The organism is Streptomyces sp. NPDC004284 (assembly GCF_042874035.1).
GTDB lineage: Bacteria > Actinomycetota > Actinomycetes > Streptomycetales > Streptomycetaceae > Streptomyces.
On record NZ_JBIAMJ010000004.1, the window covers coordinates 384,279 to 402,951 of the forward strand.

The 18,673-nt window shown below is 74.8% G+C and carries 15 protein-coding genes; 9 read left to right on the plus strand and 6 right to left on the minus strand.

All coding sequences use genetic code 11. The annotated features are described in order from the left end of the window. The first annotated feature begins 78 nt into the window (after positions 1-78). The 6 genes from ACFYUS_RS14080 (at position 79) to ACFYUS_RS14105 (ending at position 7,776) form a co-directional block, all read left to right on the plus strand. Complete coding sequence (locus ACFYUS_RS14080; RefSeq protein ID WP_388850200.1) at positions 79-1,920, plus strand: glycoside hydrolase family 15 protein; 1,842 nt, start codon at positions 79-81, stop codon at positions 1,918-1,920. 44 nt (positions 1,921-1,964) lie between these two features. Beyond that, positions 1,965-2,255, plus strand: a complete 291-nt coding sequence (locus tag ACFYUS_RS14085) for a hypothetical protein (RefSeq protein WP_388850203.1) — start codon at positions 1,965-1,967, stop codon at positions 2,253-2,255. Between the two features lie 78 nt (positions 2,256-2,333). After that, the gene (locus ACFYUS_RS14090) at positions 2,334-3,407 is read left to right on the plus strand and encodes a phosphatase PAP2 family protein (protein ID WP_388850206.1); all 1,074 of its coding nucleotides are present in this window, start codon (positions 2,334-2,336) and stop codon (positions 3,405-3,407) included. A gap of 43 nt (positions 3,408-3,450) precedes the next feature. Beyond that, complete coding sequence (locus ACFYUS_RS14095; RefSeq protein ID WP_388850209.1) at positions 3,451-5,676, plus strand: NADP-dependent isocitrate dehydrogenase; 2,226 nt, start codon at positions 3,451-3,453, stop codon at positions 5,674-5,676. Positions 5,677-5,796: 120 nt separating this feature from the next. After that, positions 5,797-6,090 carry a hypothetical protein gene (locus ACFYUS_RS14100; protein WP_388850212.1) on the plus strand — a complete coding sequence of 98 codons (294 nt, stop codon included), beginning with the start codon at positions 5,797-5,799 and terminating at the stop codon, positions 6,088-6,090. Between the two features lie 111 nt (positions 6,091-6,201). Next, complete coding sequence (locus ACFYUS_RS14105) at positions 6,202-7,776, plus strand: sigma-70 family RNA polymerase sigma factor (RefSeq protein ID WP_388850215.1); 1,575 nt, start codon at positions 6,202-6,204, stop codon at positions 7,774-7,776. Between the two features lie 4 nt (positions 7,777-7,780). On the opposite strand, the gene ACFYUS_RS14110 is transcribed toward ACFYUS_RS14105, so the two are convergent. From ACFYUS_RS14110 to ACFYUS_RS14125, 4 genes are all read right to left on the minus strand, one after another. Next, positions 7,781-8,461 (minus strand): CAP domain-containing protein, encoded by a 681-nt coding sequence (locus ACFYUS_RS14110; RefSeq protein ID WP_388850218.1) that lies wholly within the window; start codon positions 8,459-8,461, stop codon positions 7,781-7,783. Between the two features lie 138 nt (positions 8,462-8,599). Next, complete coding sequence (locus ACFYUS_RS14115) at positions 8,600-9,472, minus strand: universal stress protein (RefSeq protein ID WP_388850221.1); 873 nt, start codon at positions 9,470-9,472, stop codon at positions 8,600-8,602. A gap of 148 nt (positions 9,473-9,620) precedes the next feature. Next, on the minus strand, positions 9,621-10,949 hold the full coding sequence (locus ACFYUS_RS14120) for an acyl-CoA dehydrogenase (protein WP_388850224.1): 1,329 nt from the start codon (positions 10,947-10,949) through the stop codon (positions 9,621-9,623). 158 nt (positions 10,950-11,107) lie between these two features. Further along, a complete protein-coding gene (locus ACFYUS_RS14125) occupies positions 11,108-11,563 on the minus strand; it encodes an RrF2 family transcriptional regulator (RefSeq protein ID WP_388850227.1) in 456 nt (151 codons plus the stop codon). A gap of 657 nt (positions 11,564-12,220) precedes the next feature. Between ACFYUS_RS14125 and ACFYUS_RS14130 the strand changes: the two genes are divergently transcribed. Continuing rightward, complete coding sequence (locus tag ACFYUS_RS14130; protein WP_388850230.1) at positions 12,221-13,087, plus strand: glutathione S-transferase C-terminal domain-containing protein; 867 nt, start codon at positions 12,221-12,223, stop codon at positions 13,085-13,087. A 220-nt stretch (positions 13,088-13,307) separates the two neighbouring features. On the opposite strand, the gene ACFYUS_RS14135 is transcribed toward ACFYUS_RS14130, so the two are convergent. After that, entirely contained in the window at positions 13,308-14,345 is a 1,038-nt protein-coding gene (locus ACFYUS_RS14135; RefSeq protein WP_388850233.1) for an NAD-dependent epimerase/dehydratase family protein, read from the minus strand. Positions 14,346-14,488: 143 nt separating this feature from the next. Here ACFYUS_RS14135 and ACFYUS_RS14140 point away from each other — a divergent pair, with 143 nt between their 5' ends. Together ACFYUS_RS14140 and ACFYUS_RS14145 are read left to right on the plus strand one after the other, a co-directional pair. After that, positions 14,489-14,734, plus strand: a complete 246-nt coding sequence (locus tag ACFYUS_RS14140; protein WP_388850237.1) for a DUF5133 domain-containing protein — start codon at positions 14,489-14,491, stop codon at positions 14,732-14,734. A gap of 106 nt (positions 14,735-14,840) precedes the next feature. After that, on the plus strand, positions 14,841-17,228 hold the full coding sequence (locus tag ACFYUS_RS14145; protein WP_388850240.1) for an ATP-binding cassette domain-containing protein: 2,388 nt from the start codon (positions 14,841-14,843) through the stop codon (positions 17,226-17,228). Between the two features lie 66 nt (positions 17,229-17,294). On the opposite strand, the gene ACFYUS_RS14150 is transcribed toward ACFYUS_RS14145, so the two are convergent. Beyond that, positions 17,295-18,569, minus strand: a complete 1,275-nt coding sequence (locus ACFYUS_RS14150; protein ID WP_388850243.1) for a D-alanyl-D-alanine carboxypeptidase family protein — start codon at positions 18,567-18,569, stop codon at positions 17,295-17,297. Between the last annotated feature and the right edge of the window lie 104 nt (positions 18,570-18,673).

Genomic DNA, 18,673 nt, shown 5'->3' on the forward strand with positions numbered 1-18,673 from the left:
CCGCATTTCCCTTCCTCGCGGACCGTCGCATCATCTGTGCTTTGTGCACTCGCCGTCCAGGAGGAATACAATCCCGTCATGGCAGGGCGAATTGAGGACTACGCCCTCGTCGGTGACCTGGAGACCGCCGCGCTCGTCGGGACCGACGGGTCCGTCGACTGGTGGTGCGCGCCCCGCTTCGACTCGCCCGCCTGCCTCGCCGCCCTCCTGGGGAACCCGGACCACGGCCGCTGGATCCTCGCCCCGACGGGCAACGGGCGCTGCACGCGCAGGAGTTACCGCGGCGACACGCTCGTCCTCGACACCGTCTGGGAGACCCTCTCCGGAACCGTCCGGGTCACCGACTTCATGCCGCCGCGCCGCGCGGGCGAACCCGCCCCGAGGATCGTCCGGATCGTCGAGGGGATCGCCGGACGCGTCGCCGTGCGGGGTGAGTTGAGGGTCCGCTTCCACCACGGCAGCATCGTGCCCTGGACCCGCTCGACGGACCGGCGCACCGCCGTCTCCGTCGCCGGACCGGACTCCGCCCACCTCAGCTGCGGGCCCGGCGTCGAACTCACCGTCACCCCGAACCGTACGACCTGCGAGTTCACCGTCACGGCCGGCCTGCGGGTCGCCTTCGTCCTCGGCTGGCACCCCTCGCACGCCCCCGCGCCACCGCCCGCGTCGCCCGCCGACGTCGACGCCGCCCTCACCCGCACCCTCGCCTTCTGGGACGACTGGGCCGCCGCCCTGCGCTACGAAGGCCCCGCGCGCGAGGCGGTGATCCGCTCCCTGCTCACCCTCAAGGCCCTCACCTACGCCCCCACCGGCGGCATCGTCGCCGCCCCCACCGCCTCCCTCCCCGAGTCCATCGGCGGGGGCCGCAACTGGGACTACCGCTTCTGCTGGCTGCGCGACTCCACCTTCACCCTCTCCTGCCTGCTCCGCGGCGGATACCGCCGGGAGGCGCTGGCCTGGACGGACTGGCTGCTGCGCGCCGTCGCGGGCGATCCCGCCGACCTCCAGCCGCTGTACGGCGTCGAGGGGCAGCGCCGGCTCCCCGAGACGCACGCCGACTGGCTTCCCGGCTACGAGAACTCGCAGCCCGTCAGATTCGGCAACGCGGCCGTCGACCAGTTCCAGCTCGACATCTACGGCGAGGTGCTCAGCACCGTCTACTCCGCCGTCCGCGCCGGGATCGCCCTCGATCCGGCGGCCTGGGCCCTGGTCGCCTCCCTCCTGGAGTACCTCGGCAAACGCTGGCGGGAACCCGACGAGGGCATCTGGGAAGTACGCGGCCCGCGCCGCCACTTCGTCCACTCCAAGGTCATGTCCTGGGTCGCCGCCGACCGCGCCGTCCGCCTCGCCCGCGTCGCCGGACTGCGCGGCTCCCTCGGGCGCTGGCAGGCCCTCCGCGCCGAACTGCACACGGAGATCTGCGCCCGCGGCTGGAGCGAGGAACAGCGCTCCTTCACCCAGTACTACGGAAGCCACCAGGTGGACGCGACCGCGCTGCTGATCCCCCGGCTCGGCTTCCTCCCCGCCGACGACCCCCGCGTCCTCGACACGCTCCGGGCGATGGAACGGCTCGACGACCACGGATTCCTGCGCCGCTACGGCGACGTCCGGGACGGCGGCACGCACGAGCTCGACGATCTCGGCGGCACCGAGGGAACCTTCCTCGCCTGCACGCTCTGGTACGCCGACGCCCTCGCCGTGACCGGCCGCGCCGACGAGGCCCGGACCGTCTTCGAGCGGGTCCTCGACGTCCGCAACGACGTCGGGCTCCTCGCCGAGGAATGGGACCCGGTGGCCGGCCGGCAGCTCGGCAACACACCCCAGGCGCTCAGCCATGTCGCCCTGGTGAACACGGCGTTCACCCTGTACGGCACGCGCCGCCACGACCGCGACCGCTCCCGCCACCTCGCTGTGGCATGATCTGGCCGAACTCCGGCGGGGAGCCGGGGGACAGGGGGGCGGGCATGGACGGGTACGTCGTCATACCGGGCGCGCTGGCGCTCCTGCTCGCGCTCTCCGGCGCGGCCGCGCTCCGCACCGGCTGGATTCCGTCCTGGCAGAGGCGGCGCGTCTCCCGGCCGGCGCTGCACGGCCGGGGGCAACTGGCGATGGCCGCGGCGTTCGCGATCCAGGCGTGCGGGCAGCTCGCGGACGACCCCGTCCTGCGCTTCGGCCTGGGCGTGGCGACCTTCCTCGGCCTGTCCGGCGGGCTCGTCCTCCTGCTCGTGTCGCAGATCCCGCGCCGGGACCGCTGAACACGGGCCCCGCCCCTCGGCGTGTCGTTCGGGTGAGTCCAGCGGGCGCCACGGGCGCGCGTGGGTTCGAATCGGGGCATGGCTTCCTACGACAGGCTCCGCGCCGGCGGCTCCCCGAGGCCGCTGGAGACCGGTGACACCTGGTGGTACGCCGCCGTGGCCGGCGAGGCCGCCGGCTCGTTCAGCACACGGGTCCGCACCCGGACCCGGCGTGCCTGCCTCGGGGCCGTCCTCCTCCTCACGGTCGTCTACGCGGGACTCGTGCTCACCGCGACCGGACGCCGCTGGGGCGACGCCGCCGTGACCGGCCGGCGCGCCGACCCGGCCGCCGCCACGGTGCTCCGCGAGCACCCCTCCCTCGCCGGGATCACCACCTTCTCCCTGGTCCTCGGCGGCGTCCTCCTCCTCGGCATCGGCCTCATACGCAAGCGGTACGTCCTCACCGGCGCCGCCGCCGGTGCGGTCGTCACCGCCCTCGCCGTCACCGGACTCCTCCAGCGGTACGCGCCCCGCCCCCGCCTCGTCGACACCGCCGGCGCCCTCGTCCCGAGCGGCTTCCCCAGCGCCCAGACCACCCTCGCCGTCGGCATCGCCCTCGGCCTGGTCCTCGTCGCCCCCTACCGGCTGCGCGCCCTCGCCGTCGGCGCCGCCACGCTCTGGGCCGCCGGCGTCGGCGCGTACACCATCGCGGCGGGACAGCACCGGCCCGGCGACGTCATCGCCGCCGCCCTCGTCGCCCTCGCCGTGACCTCCGGCCTCCTCGCCCTCCTCGCCCGCAAGGGCAAGGTCCGCCCCGGGCCGCGCCGCGGGCCCGCCCTGCCGGGCCTCCCGGTGACCGTCCCGCTCGCCCTCCTCGCCCTGGCCGGCCTCGGCGCCGGGATCTGGCTGCTCGGCGACACCCTCGGGCTGCCGGCCACCGCCCCGTACGACCCGGCCGAGCTCCGGCTCGCCCACCGCTGCGGCCAGGCCCTCGCCGCCGGAGCGGTCGCCGCCACCGGGCTGATCCTGCTCGCCGTGCTCCGGCGCGTCGACGTGGACGGCGCCCCCCTCCCGTACCGGCTCGGCGGCCCCTTCGTCGAGGCCGCCGGCGTCCCGCGCGACACCGAGCTCGTGGGGCCCTTTACCGAGGACCGCGATCACGAGATATCTTGATGTCGAGCAATCTCGCATACGCAGACGTGGAGCGGAGCACCCGGTGACTGACTCGACCATCATCTACACCCACACTGACGAGGCGCCCGCCCTGGCGACGTACTCGTTCCTGCCCGTGGTCCAGGCGTATGCCTCGCAGGCCGGCGTCACGGTCGAGACGCGTGACATCTCCCTCGCGGGCCGCATCATCGCCGTCTTCCCCGAGTTCCTGGAGGAGGGCCAGCGCATCGCCGACGCCCTCTCCGAGCTGGGCGACCTGGCCAAGACGCCCGGCGCCAACATCATCAAGCTGCCGAACGTCTCGGCGTCCATCCCGCAGCTCAAGGCCGCGATCGCCGAGCTCCAGGCGCAGGGCTACGCCCTCCCGGACTACCCGGACGACCCGCAGACGGACCAGGACAAGGACGTCCGCGCCCGCTACGACAAGATCAAGGGCTCGGCCGTCAACCCGGTCCTGCGCGAGGGCAACTCCGACCGCCGCGCCCCGGGCTCGGTCAAGAACTACGCCAAGACCCACCCGCACCGCATGGGCGCCTGGACCCCCGAGTCCAAGACGAACGTCGCCACGATGAGCGAGAACGACTTCGCCGCCACGGAGAAGTCCGCCGTCATCGCGAAGGACGACACCCTCCGCTTCGAGTTCACCGCCGCCGACGGCACCGTCAGCGAGCTCCGCGAGCCGCTGAAGGTCATCGCCGGCGAGGTCGTCGACGCCGCCGTCATGCGCGCCGCCGCCCTGCGCACCTTCCTCTCCGAGCAGGTCGCCCGTGCCAAGGCCGAGGGCGTGCTCTTCTCCGTGCACCTCAAGGCCACGATGATGAAGGTCTCCGACCCGATCGTCTTCGGTCACGTCGTGCGCGCCTTCTTCCCGAACACCTTCGCCAAGTACGGCGAGGTGCTCATCGCCGCCGGCCTGTCCCCGAACGACGGCCTCGGCACCGTCCTGGCCGGCCTCGGCGCCATCCCGCACGGCCTCGGCGACGAGATCAAGGCCTCCTTCGAGGCCGAGCTCGCCGAGGGCCCCGCCCTGGCGATGGTCGACTCCGACAAGGGCATCACCAACCTGCACGTGCCGTCCGACGTCATCGTGGACGCCTCGATGCCGGCCATGATCCGCACCTCCGGCCACATGTGGGGCCCGGACGGCCAGGAGGCCGACACCCTCGCGGTCCTCCCGGACCACAGCTACTCCGGCGTCTACCAGGCCGTCATCGAGGACTGCCGCGCCCACGGCGCCTTCGACCCGTCGACGATGGGCTCCGTCCCGAACGTCGGCCTCATGGCGCAGAAGGCCGAGGAGTACGGCTCCCACGACAAGACCTTCGAGATCGCCCAGGCCGGCACCGTCCGCCTGATCGACTCCGAGGGCAACGTCGTCCTGGAGCAGGAGGTCGCCGAGGGCGACATCTTCCGCGCCTGCCAGACCAAGGACCTGCCCATCCAGGACTGGGTCAAGCTCGCCGTCACCCGCGCCCGCGCCACCGGCGCCCCGGCCGTCTTCTGGCTGGACGAGAACCGCGCCCACGACGCGCAGCTCATCGCCAAGGTCGAGCAGTACCTGCCGGAGCACGACACCGAGGGCCTGGACATCAAGATCCTCTCCCCGGTCGAGGCCACGAAGTTCTCCCTGGAGCGCATCCGCCGCGGCGAGGACACCATCTCGGTCACCGGCAACGTCCTGCGCGACTACCTGACCGACCTCTTCCCGATCCTGGAGCTGGGCACCAGCGCCAAGATGCTGTCGGTCGTCCCGCTGATGGCGGGCGGCGGCCTCTTCGAGACCGGCGCCGGCGGCTCCGCCCCGAAGCACGTCCAGCAGCTCGTCAAGGAGAACTACCTCCGCTGGGACAGCCTCGGCGAGTTCTTCGCCCTGGCCGCCTCCTTCGAGCACCTCGCGACCTCCACGGGCAACGCCCGCGCCCAGGTCCTCGCCGACACCCTCGACCGCGCCACCGGCACCTTCCTCAACGAGGACAAGTCGCCGACCCGTCGCCTCGGTGGTATCGACAACCGCGGCAGCCACTTCTACCTGGCCCTCTACTGGGCCCAGGAGCTGGCCGCCCAGACCGAGGACGCGGAGCTGGCCAAGGTCTTCGCCCCGCTCGCCGAGACCCTCTCCGCGAACGAGCAGAAGATCGTCGACGAGCTCGTCGCCGTCCAGGGCTCCCCGGCCGAGATCGGCGGCTACTACCAGCCCGACCCGGCCAAGGCCGCGGCCGTGATGCGCCCGTCCGCCACGTTCAACGAGGCCGTCGCGTCCCTCGCCTGATCCGGCGCGAGACCCGTCGTCCGCCCCGGCGCGCGACCCGTACCGCCCCGGCCGGAGTCCTTCCGGCCGGGGCGGTCCCGTCGGTGGCGCATCTCACCCCCTGGTGTGACCCTGGAGGGCATGAGCTGGGCATCTTGGACGACCGCCGGTGTCTACACCGGGCGAGGTGGGGTGCTGACCGTCGAGGCGGGCATCGTCACGGGCGATCTGACCGTGCACACGACGTTCGCCGAGCGCGAGGCACGCGTGGCCGTGCAGTACAGCGGCGCATCCGACTGGTTCACCATGTCGGGCAGTCCCGTTCCGTGCGCATCGGAGGAGGAGAGCCGAGACCTGCACGACGCCGTCGTGGCGGCCGTCCGGGAGGGGAACGGGGCCACGGTCCCGACCCTGCCCGCGGTGCCGCCGGTGTAGCCGACGTCCGACCGCTCGACGTTCGGCGCTCGGCGGAAAAGTGTTATCCCTCCCGTGCGCACGGGTCTCCCCATGACGGAGGACTCGGACCAGGGATGAGGGAGCAGAACCATGCACAGCGACGAGCGGCGCACCACCGCGCTCGTGGAGGCGGCCAGGGCGGGTGACGCGGACGCCAGGGACACGCTGGTCCGCGATCACCTCCCGCTCGTCCACAACATCGTCGGCCGGGCCCTGGACGGCCACGCCGACACGGACGACATCGTCCAGGAGACGATGGTCCGCGCCCTCGACGGCCTCACCGGCCTCCGGGACCCGTCCCGCTTCCGGTCCTGGCTCGTCGCCATCGCCATGAACGGGATACGGCGCCGCTGGCACGAGCGCCGGCAGGCGCCCGTGCCCGGCCTCGACCGGGCCACGGACCTCGCCGACCCGGCCGGCGACTTCACCGAACTCACCATCCTCCGCCTCGGCCTCTCCGGGCAGCGCCGCGACGTGGCCCGCGCGACCCGCTGGCTCGACGAGGACGACACGGAACTCCTCGCCCTGTGGTGGCTGGAAGCCGCCGGCGAACTCACCCGTGCCGAGCTCGCCGAAGGCCTCGGCGTCGCCCCGCGCCACGCCGCCGTCCGCGTCCAGCGGATGAAGGAGCGCCTGGACACCGGCCGCGCCGTGGTCCGCGCCCTGGACGCGCTGCCGCCGTGCCCGGAACTCGCGGAGACCCTCACGGCCTGGGACGGCCGGCCCTCCCCGCTCTGGCGCAAGCGGATCGCCCGCCACCTGCGCGCCTGCGCCGCCTGCACCTCCCGCGCCGACGGCCGCCGCGGCCTCGCCCCCGTCGAGGGCCTCCTCGTCGGCATCGGCCTCGTCCCACCCCTGACCCTCGCGGCCTCGCGCACGGAGGGACCGGCGATGGAGTACGCCGCCCACGCGTCGCCGCGGCCGGACGGCTTCACCCGGCCCGGCGAAGCCCCGGGGGCCGGGGGGTCCTCCTGGCCCGGCGACTCCTCGGGATCCGGAGACGCCTCGCACGCCGGTGCGTCCGGTCCGGCCGGACGCCGGGCCCCGCTGCGGCGCGCCGCCGTCGCCGGGGTCGCGGCCGTCGCCGTCCTCGGGGCGGTCGCCCTCCTCGTACCGCCGGATCAGGACGTACGGGTCCGACCCGTCCGGCCCGTCGCCGCGCCGCCGGCGACGACCGTCCCGGCCACCGCGTCCCCGAGTCCGCCGGTCACCGCCGCCGCCCCCGCGCCGACGACCACCGCCCCCGCACCCCGGCGCACCCCGCGTCCCGCGCCGGCCGCGGACCCGGGGGAGCGGGTCACCGCGCTCGTCAACCGGCTCCGGGCGGCGGCCGGTTGCGCCCCGCTGCGGACCGACGCCCGGCTGGTCCGGGCGGCCCGCGCCTACGCCCGGGACATGGCCGCGCGCGGCTACTTCGGGCACAGCAGTCCCGAGGGCGAGTTCGCGGACGCGCGGATCACCGCCGCCGGATACGACTGGAGCGCCTGGGCCGAGAACCTGGCACGCGGCGCGGCCGACCCGGGGACGGTCGTCGACGACTGGCGGGACGGGGCGATGCACGAGCGGAACATGCTCGACTGCCGGTACCGGGACACCGGCGTGGCGTCGGTGCCCGGTCCCGGCGGCACGATCTGGGTGCAGAATCTGGCCGAGCCCGCCTCCTGAACGCTCAGCGTCTGACGCCGAAGTCCTGCACCCACCAGGGGCCGTTGGCGGCGAGGGTCACCCCGACGCCGATGTCCTTGAACGAGCAGTTGAGGATGTTCGCCCGGTGCCCGGGACTGTCCATCCAGTCCTCCATGGCCCGGGCCGGGGTCTTCGGCCCGCGGTGGATGTTCTCCCCCCAGGCCGACCACGCGTACCCGGCGCCGCTCATCCGGTCGCCCGCGTCCCGGCCCTCCGGGCTGTGGTGCTCGTAGTAGTCGCGCTCGGCCATGTCGTCGGCGTGCCCCTGCGCGGCCGCCCGCAGACGGTCCTCGGAGCGGAGCGGTTCGCAACCGGCCTTCTCGCGCTCGGCGTTGGCGAGGGCGACGACGTCCTGCACGTACCGGGCGGCCTTCCCGGCCGCCGCCGTCTCCCGGTACGGGACGGAGGCGGCGGCGACCGTGGTGCCGGTCGCGGGAGCGGCCACGTACATCCCGGTCACCACCGTGAGCACGGCGGCGGCGCCTCCGGCGAGGGTGACGGCCGTGCGGAAGGACGGCCGCCGCCGGGCGTGCCGCCGGACGATCCCACCGCGTCTGCGGTGCCGCCCGGCGGCGCGCCCCGCCGGGGCGGGGGACCGGAGGCCTCCGAGCGGGTCGCGGCCTTCGGGGACTTCGGGGTGGCCGGGACGTTCGTGGTGCCGCATGGAGCTCCGCTCTCTCGCCGAGGTCGCCGGACGGTCCGGCGCTGGGAGAGCCACCGGGGCGACGGCGGTAAGACTTTCCGGCCCCGGCCGCCCCGACACCCCTCGTCAACGCACCGCGTCAACCCGTGTCCGAGCCTGTCAGCCCTGCGGGGTGATCGCCACCGGACAGGGCGCGAGGTGGAGCGCCGCGTGCGCCACCGAACCGATCCGCGGCCCGACGGCCCCGCGCCTGGCCCGCCGGCCGACGACCAGGAGCTGGGCGCCGCCCGAGGCGGAGAGCAGCACCTGCCCCGCGCTGCCCAGTTCGACGTGCTCGGTGACCGGCACGTCGGGGTACCGCTCGCGCCAGGGGGCGAGCGCCTCGCCCAGCGCCTTCTCCTCGTACGGGACGAGCCCGCCGGCCTCGTCCGCGAGCCGCATCGAGGCCGGGCTGTACGCGTAGAGCGGCGGCAGGCTCCAGGCGCGCACGGCCCGCACCGCCGCCCCGCGCGCGGCGGCGGTCGCGAAGGCGAAACCGAGCGCGGCCGCGCTGTCCTCGGGGCTGCCGAGCTGGCCGACGAGCACGTGTCCCGAGGGCTGTTCGGCCCCCTCGCCGTCGCGGGACCGGACGGCGACGACCGGGCGGGTGGCGGCGGCGATGATCTGCTGCCCGTACGAGCCGAGCAGGAAGCCGGTGACGGCGCCGTGGCCGCGCGAGCCGATGACGAGCATCTCGGCCTGCTCCTGGGTGCCGAGCAGCGCGGCGACCGGGGTGTCGGGGAGCACCGTGGCCGTGAGCGCGAGCCCCGGGTGGCGCGCGGCGATCGTGGCCTCGGCCTCGCGCAGCAGGGCGTACGCCGCGCGCTGCTGCTCCTCCGGGTCCTGGACCAGCGGCAGGTCGAGCGGCTCCCAGCGCCACGCGTGCGCGAGCCGTAGCGGGAGGCCCCGGTGCAGGGCCTCGCGGGCGGCCCAGTCGGCCGCGGCGAGGCTCTCGGGGGAACCGTCCACTCCTGCGACGATCTCACGACTCATCAGGCTGCCTCCGTGGGTGAGGTGACGGGCCCGCCGGACGGCCGGCCCTCCTGCCTCCAGCTTGGGCCATTCGGCGGCCCGGCGAGAGGGCCGGACGTCCCGACATGCCGGTCCGTCCGGCCTTTCGGCCACGGGCCCGTCCGGCGGATCAGGCCAGCAGGGTGAGCCGGGCGTGGGTGCCGTGCAGGTAGTGGTCCCCGATGTCGCGGAGCCGGTGGGCCGCCTGCGTGGGGGCGGTGAGCGCACGGGCGTTGCGCCAGAAGCGGTCGAAACCCGGCCCGCCGCCCCGGGCGTCGGCTCCCGCCGCGCCGTCGACGAGTTCGAGGATGCGGGTCGTGATGTGGACGGCCGCCCGGCCGGTGACGGTCTCGGCCGCCGCCACGAGGACGGCGATGTCGGCGCGTTCCTCCAGACCGAGGGTCCGCTCGGCGAGCAGTCCCCGCGCGAAGGCGTCCGTCGCCCGCTCCACCACCGCGGCGGCGGCGTGCGCGGCCGTCGCCAGCTCCCCGTAGGCGAGGAGGAGGTACGGGTCGTCCCCGGCCCCGACCGGGGCGGCGCCGTCCGGGGCCGAGCGGTCGCCCGCGCGGTCGGAGCCCGCCTGGCCGGCGCGGCTGATGTCCCGGGCCTCGGCGAGCGCCCCCTCGGCGATGCCGAGCCCCACCTGGACGAGGAGCAGCCGCAGGGCGAGCGGGGCGAGGGTGGTGAAGGGGGCGACGGCGTGCTCGTCGCGGGGCAGGGACCCGAGGACGTGCCCCGGCTCCACGGGCACGTGCTCGAAGGTGACGGTGCCCGCGCCGGCCAGGCGCTGGCCGACCCGTTCCGCGCCGGCGTCCGTGAGCACCCCCGGGTGGGCCGGGTCCACCAGGACGACCAGCAGGTCGCCGGTGCCGCCGGGCCGCGCGCCGACGACGAGCCGGTCGGCGACCGTCACGCCGGAGGCGAAGTCGCGGCGCCCGTCGAGGAACCAGCCGCCGCCGGGGCCTCCGGCGGGAGTGAGCGTGAGGCCCGGCTCGGACTCGGCGCGCGGCGGTTCGACGCCGCCGGCGAGCAGCCAGCGCTCCTCGGCCGTGCACACGTCGAGGGAGAGCGCGTCGCCCTCCTCGTGCGGCGCGGGGCCGAAGAAGCGGCTGCTCCAGGACAGCGCGTAGTGGTGGGCGAGGAGTTCGCCCACGGAGCTGTCGGCGGCGGAGATCTCCCGTACGACCGCACAGGCGGCCCGCCAGTCCGCGCCCCGCCGGGTCGGTCCCGGGGCCGTGAGGAGGGCGGGCAGCCCGGCCTCCTGGAGGCGCCCGACCTCGTCGAAGGGGGCCTTTCCGGCCCGGTCCCGGGCGAGGGCGTCGACGGCGAGGTCGTCGGCCAGCTCGCGGGTGACGCGGGGCCAGATCTCGTCGTCCGCGGGCCGGTCGGCGGGCCGTCCGGGCGGTGCGGAGGCGATGCGTATCGCTGCTCTCTTCGGCGATCTCCTCGGCGTACTCACGTCACCTCACCTGATCCCTAGTATCCCCACTGGAATAGTAGGGATACTGACAGAGACGACCTCCCGGCCCCAAGGGGCGTCCGCAGGCTGGACGAGCTCGTATCGATGGGCGAGACGGTGTCGGATTCGCGCAGGTGACGGAGGGTTGCCCTCGGCGGTCAGGGGTTGGTCCAGGCCTCCGGGTCGTCCGCGAGCGCGACGATCCCGGCCGGCAGTTTCGCCGCCGCGAGCTCCGCGAGGGACACGCCGAGGACGCCGCGGACGCTCGCCCGCAGCGCGATCCACAGCGTGAGCAGCGACTCGGCGGGCCCCGTGTACGACAGCTCCGGCGGCCGCTCCCCGCGTACGGAGACCAGCGGGCCGTCCACGCAGCGGATGACGTCCGCGACCGAGATCGTCTCGGCCGGCCGGGCCAGCCAGTACCCGCCGTTGCCGCCGCGCTGGCTCTGCACCAGACCGCCCTTGCGCATGTCGCCGAGGATGCCCTCCAGGAACTTGTGCGAGATGCCCTGGTCCGCCGCGATGGCCTCGGCCTTCAGCGGCCCCGAGTCCTGGGCCGCGGCGAGCTGGAGGGCGGCCCGCACCGCGTAGTCGGCCCTGGCTGAAATGCGCATGCGCGCATTATTCCGCACGGACGTGCCGGGATCCGGGTGCCCGGTCCGCGGCCGGGCGGCGCCCCGCCCCGCCCCCTTGACGCCGCCCGTGACCCGCCGGACACTCAGGACGGGAAACCGAGCGAACAGGTAGGAAACCATGGGACGCACCGGCCGGAGGAACACCTCACCCGCCGCGCCCCTCCCGCGCTCGCTGCCCCTCACGTCCCGCCGGCACATCGATCTGCTGCGGGTCTGCAGCGCGGCGAGTCGCCGCGCACGCCGGGGCGCTCCGCGGCCCGCCGAGGCCTGATCCGCGGGACGGGCCCGACGGCCGAGGACCGATCCGCAGGACGGGCTCGACAGCCGGGGCTTGATCCGTAGGACCGGTCCCGACCGCCGAAGTCCGATCTCCAGGACGGGTCTCGACCGCCGAGGTCCGATCCCCGGGACCGGTCCCCGGCGCCCGCCGCGGTCCGCCCGCCTCCCCTTCCCGCACCTCTGCCGCCCCGGGCCCCGTCCCGTCGCCGCTCCGCGACCCGGAGCCTGTCCGGCGATGTCCGCCGCGCGTCCGGCCCGCCCGGCACGCGCGGTCCGACGCGAACCGCCGGACAGGCCCCGGCGACCGGAGCCGCCGCACGCCGCCCGGCCCCGCACCGAGCCCTCCGAGGGAGAAGCATGTCCGTCGTCGTCCCCGCCTCGCTCCTGCCCGCCTCCGCCGTGCCCGCCTTCCGGGGCAGGATCGGCCGCGAAGCGAGCAGCGGCCACTACGCCGTCCCGCACCGCTACCGCCTCCACGTCGACCCGGCCGACCCCCGGTGTCTGGGCATCGCCCTCACCCACGGCCTGCTCGGACTCGACGACACGCTGCCGCTCACCGTGCTCCCCGGCACCCCCGACACGCCCGACGGCGGGTACGCCGTGCTCCGCCCGCTGTACGAGGCGAGCGCCCACCTCTACGCCGGGCCGGCCGCCGCGCCCGTGCTCAGCGACGGATGGACCGGACGGATCGTCAGCACCCACGTCCCCGACATCCTGCGGGACCTCGCCCTGCGCTTCCGGGGCGAAGGCCCCGACCTGCTGCCCGAGGCGCACCGCGACGCCATCGACGCGATCGCCGACCTCTGCGAGCGGAGCGTCAACCGGGCCGCGCAGCGCGCCGGCGAGCTCGGACTCGACGGCGAGGCCGCCCACCGCGACCCGCTCACCGCCCTCTTCGCCGCGCTCGGCTCCCTGGAACGCCGCCTCGCCGACGGGCCGTACGTCCTCGGGGACGCGCCGACCGCCGCCGACGTGCACGTCTGGGTCACCCTCGTCCAGCTCGACACCGTGCACCGCTGGCACCTCGACGCCGCCGCCATGGACCGGGTCGCCGGGCACCCCGCGCTGTGGGCCTACGCCCAGCGCCTCGCCGCCCGCCCCGAGTTCGCCCGCCACCTCGACATCGACGCCCTCCTGCGCCGCCACCGCGCCGACTGCCGGGGCCGCGAGGCCGCGGGCGCCGGAATACGCCTCGTCGACTGGACCGCCGCCGTGCCGCGCTGACGCGCGGGAACGGCCGGGCAGCGCACCGCGCCGCCGGGCGCGGGACGGCCGGGCACCGCGTCGACCGCCGTGCCGACGCCCGCGGGACGGCCGGCTGCCGCACCGTGCCGACGGGCGGCGGGACGGCCGGGCGCCGGCACCGGCGAGCGGCCGTCGGCGCGGCGGTCGAGCGGCGCGGCCCGTCGGCCGGCGTGGTGTCGGAGGCCCGGCGCCGTGCCCGTCAGCCGATGCGGTGCCCCGCCAGGGGCGCCGTGTCGTCGCCCGCGCCCGCGCGGACCCCGCGCAGGAACGCCTCCAGGGCCTCCAGCGAGGTCGCGGCCGGCTCCCACTCCAGCTCCCGCCGGGCCCGCTCGGTGGCGAGCAGGGGCAGGTGCCGCAGGGCGTCGAAGAGCCCGGGGGAAGCCGGGGCGAGCCGCAGCCGCCAGGCCGCCGACAGGGCACCCCGTACCGCGCCGGCGGGCACCTTTACCGGCCGGGCGTGCAGCAGTCCGCCCAGCGTGGCACCGTCGATCACCGGCTCCGCCGCGAGGTTGAACGGGCCCCGGACGTCCCGCAGCAGCGCCCGGCGGTAGGCCTCCGCCGCGTCCTCCGTGTGCAGCACCTGGAAGCGGAGCCCCTCGAACTCCGGGAGCAGCGGCAGCAGATCGGGCCGTACCAGCTGCCCCGGGAAGAACCGTCCCGCGAAGATCCGCCGCTGCCCGCTCGCCGACTCCTCCTTGAAGAGGAACGCCGGACGCATCCGGACCACCCGGGTCAGCGGATGGTCCCGCTCGAAGGTGTCGAGGACCCGCTCCAGATAGGCCTTCTCCCGGGTGTACGCGGCGCCCGGCCAGCCGTGCGTCGGCCACGCCTCGGACACCGGGGCGCCGCCCTCGGGCCCGGGGGAGTACGCGCCCACCGAGGAGGCGTGCACCAGGACCGGCACCCGTGCCGCCGCCACCGCGTCGAAGAGGCGCACCGAGCCGAGGACGTTGGTCCGCCAGGTCTCCACCGGGTCGTGGGTGGGCCCGAACCGCCAGGCCAGGTGCACCACCGCGTCCGCGTCCGCCACGTGCTGCGCGAGCCGCGGTGCGTCCCCCTCCCGGGAGATGTCCAGCTCGTCCCACTCCACCCCCGGGAGGTCGAGTCCGGGCCGGCGCCGGGCGAGGCCGAGGACCGAGCCGACGTCCGGATCGTCCGCCAGGAGCCGGACCAGGCTCGTCCCCACGTTGCCGGTGGCGCCCGTGACGACGACGCGCGCAAGCGTGCTCGGGTTCATGTCTCCGACCCTCCGCCATCGGCGGCGGAAGCGCATTCCGGCGGCCGTCCGTGCCGGGCCGGTCACGCAGAGTTCCCGCGCGGGTCGCGGGTGCGGCCGACGGCCGGGAGGATGGAGCGATCGCAGGAGACAGGAGAACGGCCATGCTGCTGCCCGACCGGAACACCGTCGACCGGCTGCTCCGGCATTTCCGCGCCCAGGAGCGGACCGTGCTGGACAGGCCGCACGACCTGCCGGCCCGCCGGCGCTTCGAGGACACGGCGTACACCCTGTGCGTCCTGATGGGAGAACGCACCGCCCGCGAGGCCGTCCGCGCCGCGGAGCGCTTCGTGACCGGCGGAGGAGATCAGGAATCGAGAAGCGTGGCCGCCCTGCCGCCACTAGCGTGACTGCCACGACCTTCGCCCACGTGCTCGGCAGGCTTGGCGTGCCCGGGACGTCCGGCCACGGACGCGAAGGACCGACGTCAGGTACTGCGCGAACGCGGGAGACACGATGAGCAAGGCCCCGAGGGCGGACGAGCAGGCGTCCGTACCCCACGCCGCCGACCGGCACGACCTGATCCGCGTGCACGGCGCGCGCGAGAACAACCTCAAGGACGTGAGCATCGAGATCCCGAAGCGCCGGCTCACGGTCTTCACCGGGGTCTCCGGCTCCGGCAAGAGCTCGCTCGTCTTCGACACGATCGCCGCCGAGTCGCAGCGGCTGATCAACGAGACGTACAGCGCCTTCGTCCAGGGCTTCATGCCGACGCTCGCCCGGCCCGAGGTCGACGTCCTCGAAGGCCTGACGACCGCGATCATCGTCGACCAGCAGCGTCTCGGCGCCGACCCCCGCTCCACCGTCGGCACCGCCACCGACGCCAACGCGATGCTGCGGATCCTCTTCAGCCGGCTCGGCGAACCGCACATCGGCCCGCCCAGCGCCTACGCCTTCAACGTCCCCTCGGTCCGGGCCAGCGGCGCGATCACCGTCGAGCGCGGCACCAGGAAGACCGAGAAGGCGACCTTCGAGCGCACCGGCGGCATGTGCCCGGGCTGCGAGGGACGGGGCACCGTCTCCGACATCGACCTCACCCAGCTCTACGACGACACCAAGTCGCTCGCCGAGGGCGCGCTCACCGTCCCCGGCTACACCGCCGGCGGCTGGAACCACCGGCTCTACAGCGAGTCCGGCTTCGTCGACCAGGACAAGCCGATCCGCGAGTACACCGAGAAGGAACTCGCGGACTTCCTCCACCACGAGCCGGTCCGGATGAAGATCGCCGGGATCAACATGACCTACGAAGGTCTGGTCCCGCGCATCCAGAAGTCCTTCCTCGCCAAGGACAAGGAGGGCATGCAGCCCCACATCCGGGCCTTCGTCGAGCGGGCCGTCACCTTCACCACCTGCCCCGAGTGCGACGGCACCCGGCTCAGCGAGGGCGCCCGCGCGTCGAAGATCGGGAAGGTCGGCATCGCCGACGCCTGCGCGATGCAGATCAGCGACCTCGCCGACTGGGTCCGCGGCCTCGACGAGCCCTCGGTGGCGCCGCTGCTCACCGCCCTCCAGCTGACCCTCGACTCGTTCGTGGAGATCGGCCTCGGCTACCTCTCCCTGGACCGGCCCTCGGGCACGCTGTCGGGCGGCGAGGCGCAGCGCGTCAAGATGATCCGCCACCTCGGCTCCTCGCTCACCGACGTCACGTACGTCTTCGACGAGCCCACCATCGGCCTGCACCCGCACGACATCCAGCGGACGAACGACCTCCTGCTCCAGCTGCGCGACAAGGGCAACACGGTGCTCGTCGTGGAGCACAAGCCGGAGGCCATCGCGATCGCCGACCACGTCGTCGACCTCGGCCCGGGCGCCGGTACGGGAGGCGGCACCGTCTGCTTCGAGGGCACCGTCGACGGGCTGCGGGCCTCCGGCACCGTCACCGGCCGCCACCTCGACGACCGGGCCGCCGTCAAGGAGTCCGTCCGCACGCCCACCGGGGCCCTGGAGATCCGGGGCGCGTCCACGCACAACCTGCGGGACGTCGACGTCGACATCCCGCTCGGCGTGCTCACCGTCATCACCGGCGTCGCGGGCTCCGGCAAGAGCTCGCTCGTGCACGGCTCGATCCCCGCCGGCGAGGAGGTCGTCTCCGTCGACCAGGGAGCGATCCGCGGCTCCCGGCGCAGCAACCCCGCCACGTACACCGGCCTCCTCGACCCGATCCGCAAGGCCTTCGCCAAGGCCAACGGCGTGAAGCCGGCGCTGTTCAGCGCCAACTCCGAGGGCGCCTGCCCCACCTGCAACGGCGCGGGCGTCATCTACACCGACCTCGGGATGATGGCCGGCGTCTCCTCCACCTGCGAGGACTGCGAGGGCAAGCGGTTCCAGCCCTCGGTGCTCGAACACCTCCTCGGCGGGCGGGACATCAGCGAGGTGCTCGCGATGTCCGTGACCGAGGCCGAGGAGTTCTTCGGCTCCGGCGACGCCCACACCCCGGCCGCGCAGCGCGTCCTCGCCCGGCTCGCCGACGTCGGCCTCGGCTACCTGAGCCTCGGCCAGCCGCTCACCACGCTCTCCGGCGGCGAGCGGCAACGGCTCAAGCTGGCCACGCACATGGCCGACAAGGGCGGCGTCTACATCCTCGACGAGCCGACCACCGGTCTGCACCTCGCCGACGTCGAGCAGCTCCTCGGCCTCCTCGACCGGCTCGTGGACTCCGGCAAGTCGGTCATCGTCGTCGAGCACCACCAGGCCGTCATGGCGCACGCCGACTGGATCATCGACCTCGGTCCCGGCGCGGGCCACGACGGCGGAAAGATCGTCTTCGAGGGCACGCCCGCCGCCCTCGTCGCGGCCCGCTCCACCCTCACCGGCGAGCACCTCGCCCAGTACGTCGGCGCCTGACACGGCGTACCGCGCGGGCCGGAAGCCGGACCGCGCGGCGCCGGTCGTCGGGGCCTGTCCGACGGATCAGGGGCGGACAGACCCCGACGCCCGGTGCGCCGTCCTGCGCCGCCACCCCCACAGGGCGAGCGCGGCGCCGCAGGCCGAGCCCACCAGGGCCAGCGGAAGCCCGGCCGAGGGGCCCGAGGCCTCCGGCTCCGGGGTCTTCCTCGCGGGTGCGGGCGCGGCCACCGCCTCCGCCCCCGCACGGGCCGCCACCGTCGCCGTGCCGGGCTTCTCACGGGTCACCGACACCGCCCGCGTGCCCGAGTCGGCCGCCGCCTTCGCCCGTACCGGAGCGAGCGAGCCGACCGGCTGCACCCGCCCCGCCGCCTCGAAGCCCCAGTCGAGCAGCTGCCGCGCCTCCTCGTACACGGCCAGCCCGCCGCCCTCCTGGGGGTTCATCACCGAGACGACGAGCGTCCGGTCGCCGCGCCGGGCCGCCGAGATCAGGGTGTTGCCCGCGTTGCTCGTGTAGCCGTTCTTGATCCCGAGCAGGCCCGGGTAGCGCTCCACCCCGTTCTCGCCGGTCAGGAGCCGGTTCGTGTTGGCGATGCCGTACGACGAGGAGCCCGCCGGGAACTCCGCGTACGCCGTCGAGCAGTACCGGGCGAACGCCGGATCCTGGAGCCCGGTCCGGCCGAACACCGCCAGGTCGTACGCGGAGGACACCTGGCCCGGGGCGTCGTAGCCGTCCGGGGAGACCACATGGGTGTCCTCGGCGCCCAGCGAGCGGGCCTTCTCCTGCATCTGCCGGGTCATCGACTCCCAGCCGCCGTTCATCTCCGCCAGGACGTGCACCGCGTCGTTCCCCGAGCTGAGGAAGACGCCGTTCCACAGGTCCGACACCTTGTACGTGTACCCCTCCTTCACGCCGACCAGACTGCTCCCCGCCCCGATCCCGGTCAGCTCGGAATCGGCCACGGTGTGCTGCTCGGAGGGCCGGTGGTGGGGGAGCGCGGTCAGCGCGAACAGCGACTTGAGGGTGCTCGCCGGGGGCAGCTTCCGGTGCGCGTTCCGCGCGGCGAGCACCTCGCCCGAGGAGGCGTCCGCCACCAGCCACGACAGCGCGGACACCGAGGGCAGGGCGGGCGCACCCGGCAGCCGCTGCACCTGGGTTCCCTGCCGGTCGAGCCGCGTCCGGTCGACGTACTGCCGCGCGGGCGGCGTGGGCTCCCCGACCGAGGCCACGACCCGCGGCACGGGACGGGCGGGAGAGGCGGCGGCCACCGGAACGGGCAGCGCGAACAGCAGCGCCGCGGAACCCGCGGCGGCATGACGGACAGCTGACATGACGATCATTCAGCCACCGTAGGAAGCGGGTGCGGACCCCGCAGATCGGAGTGCGCCGACCGGCGTAGCGGATGCGGCGTACGGCGGCGCGTCGTGCGCCCGCCCGGGTGGTT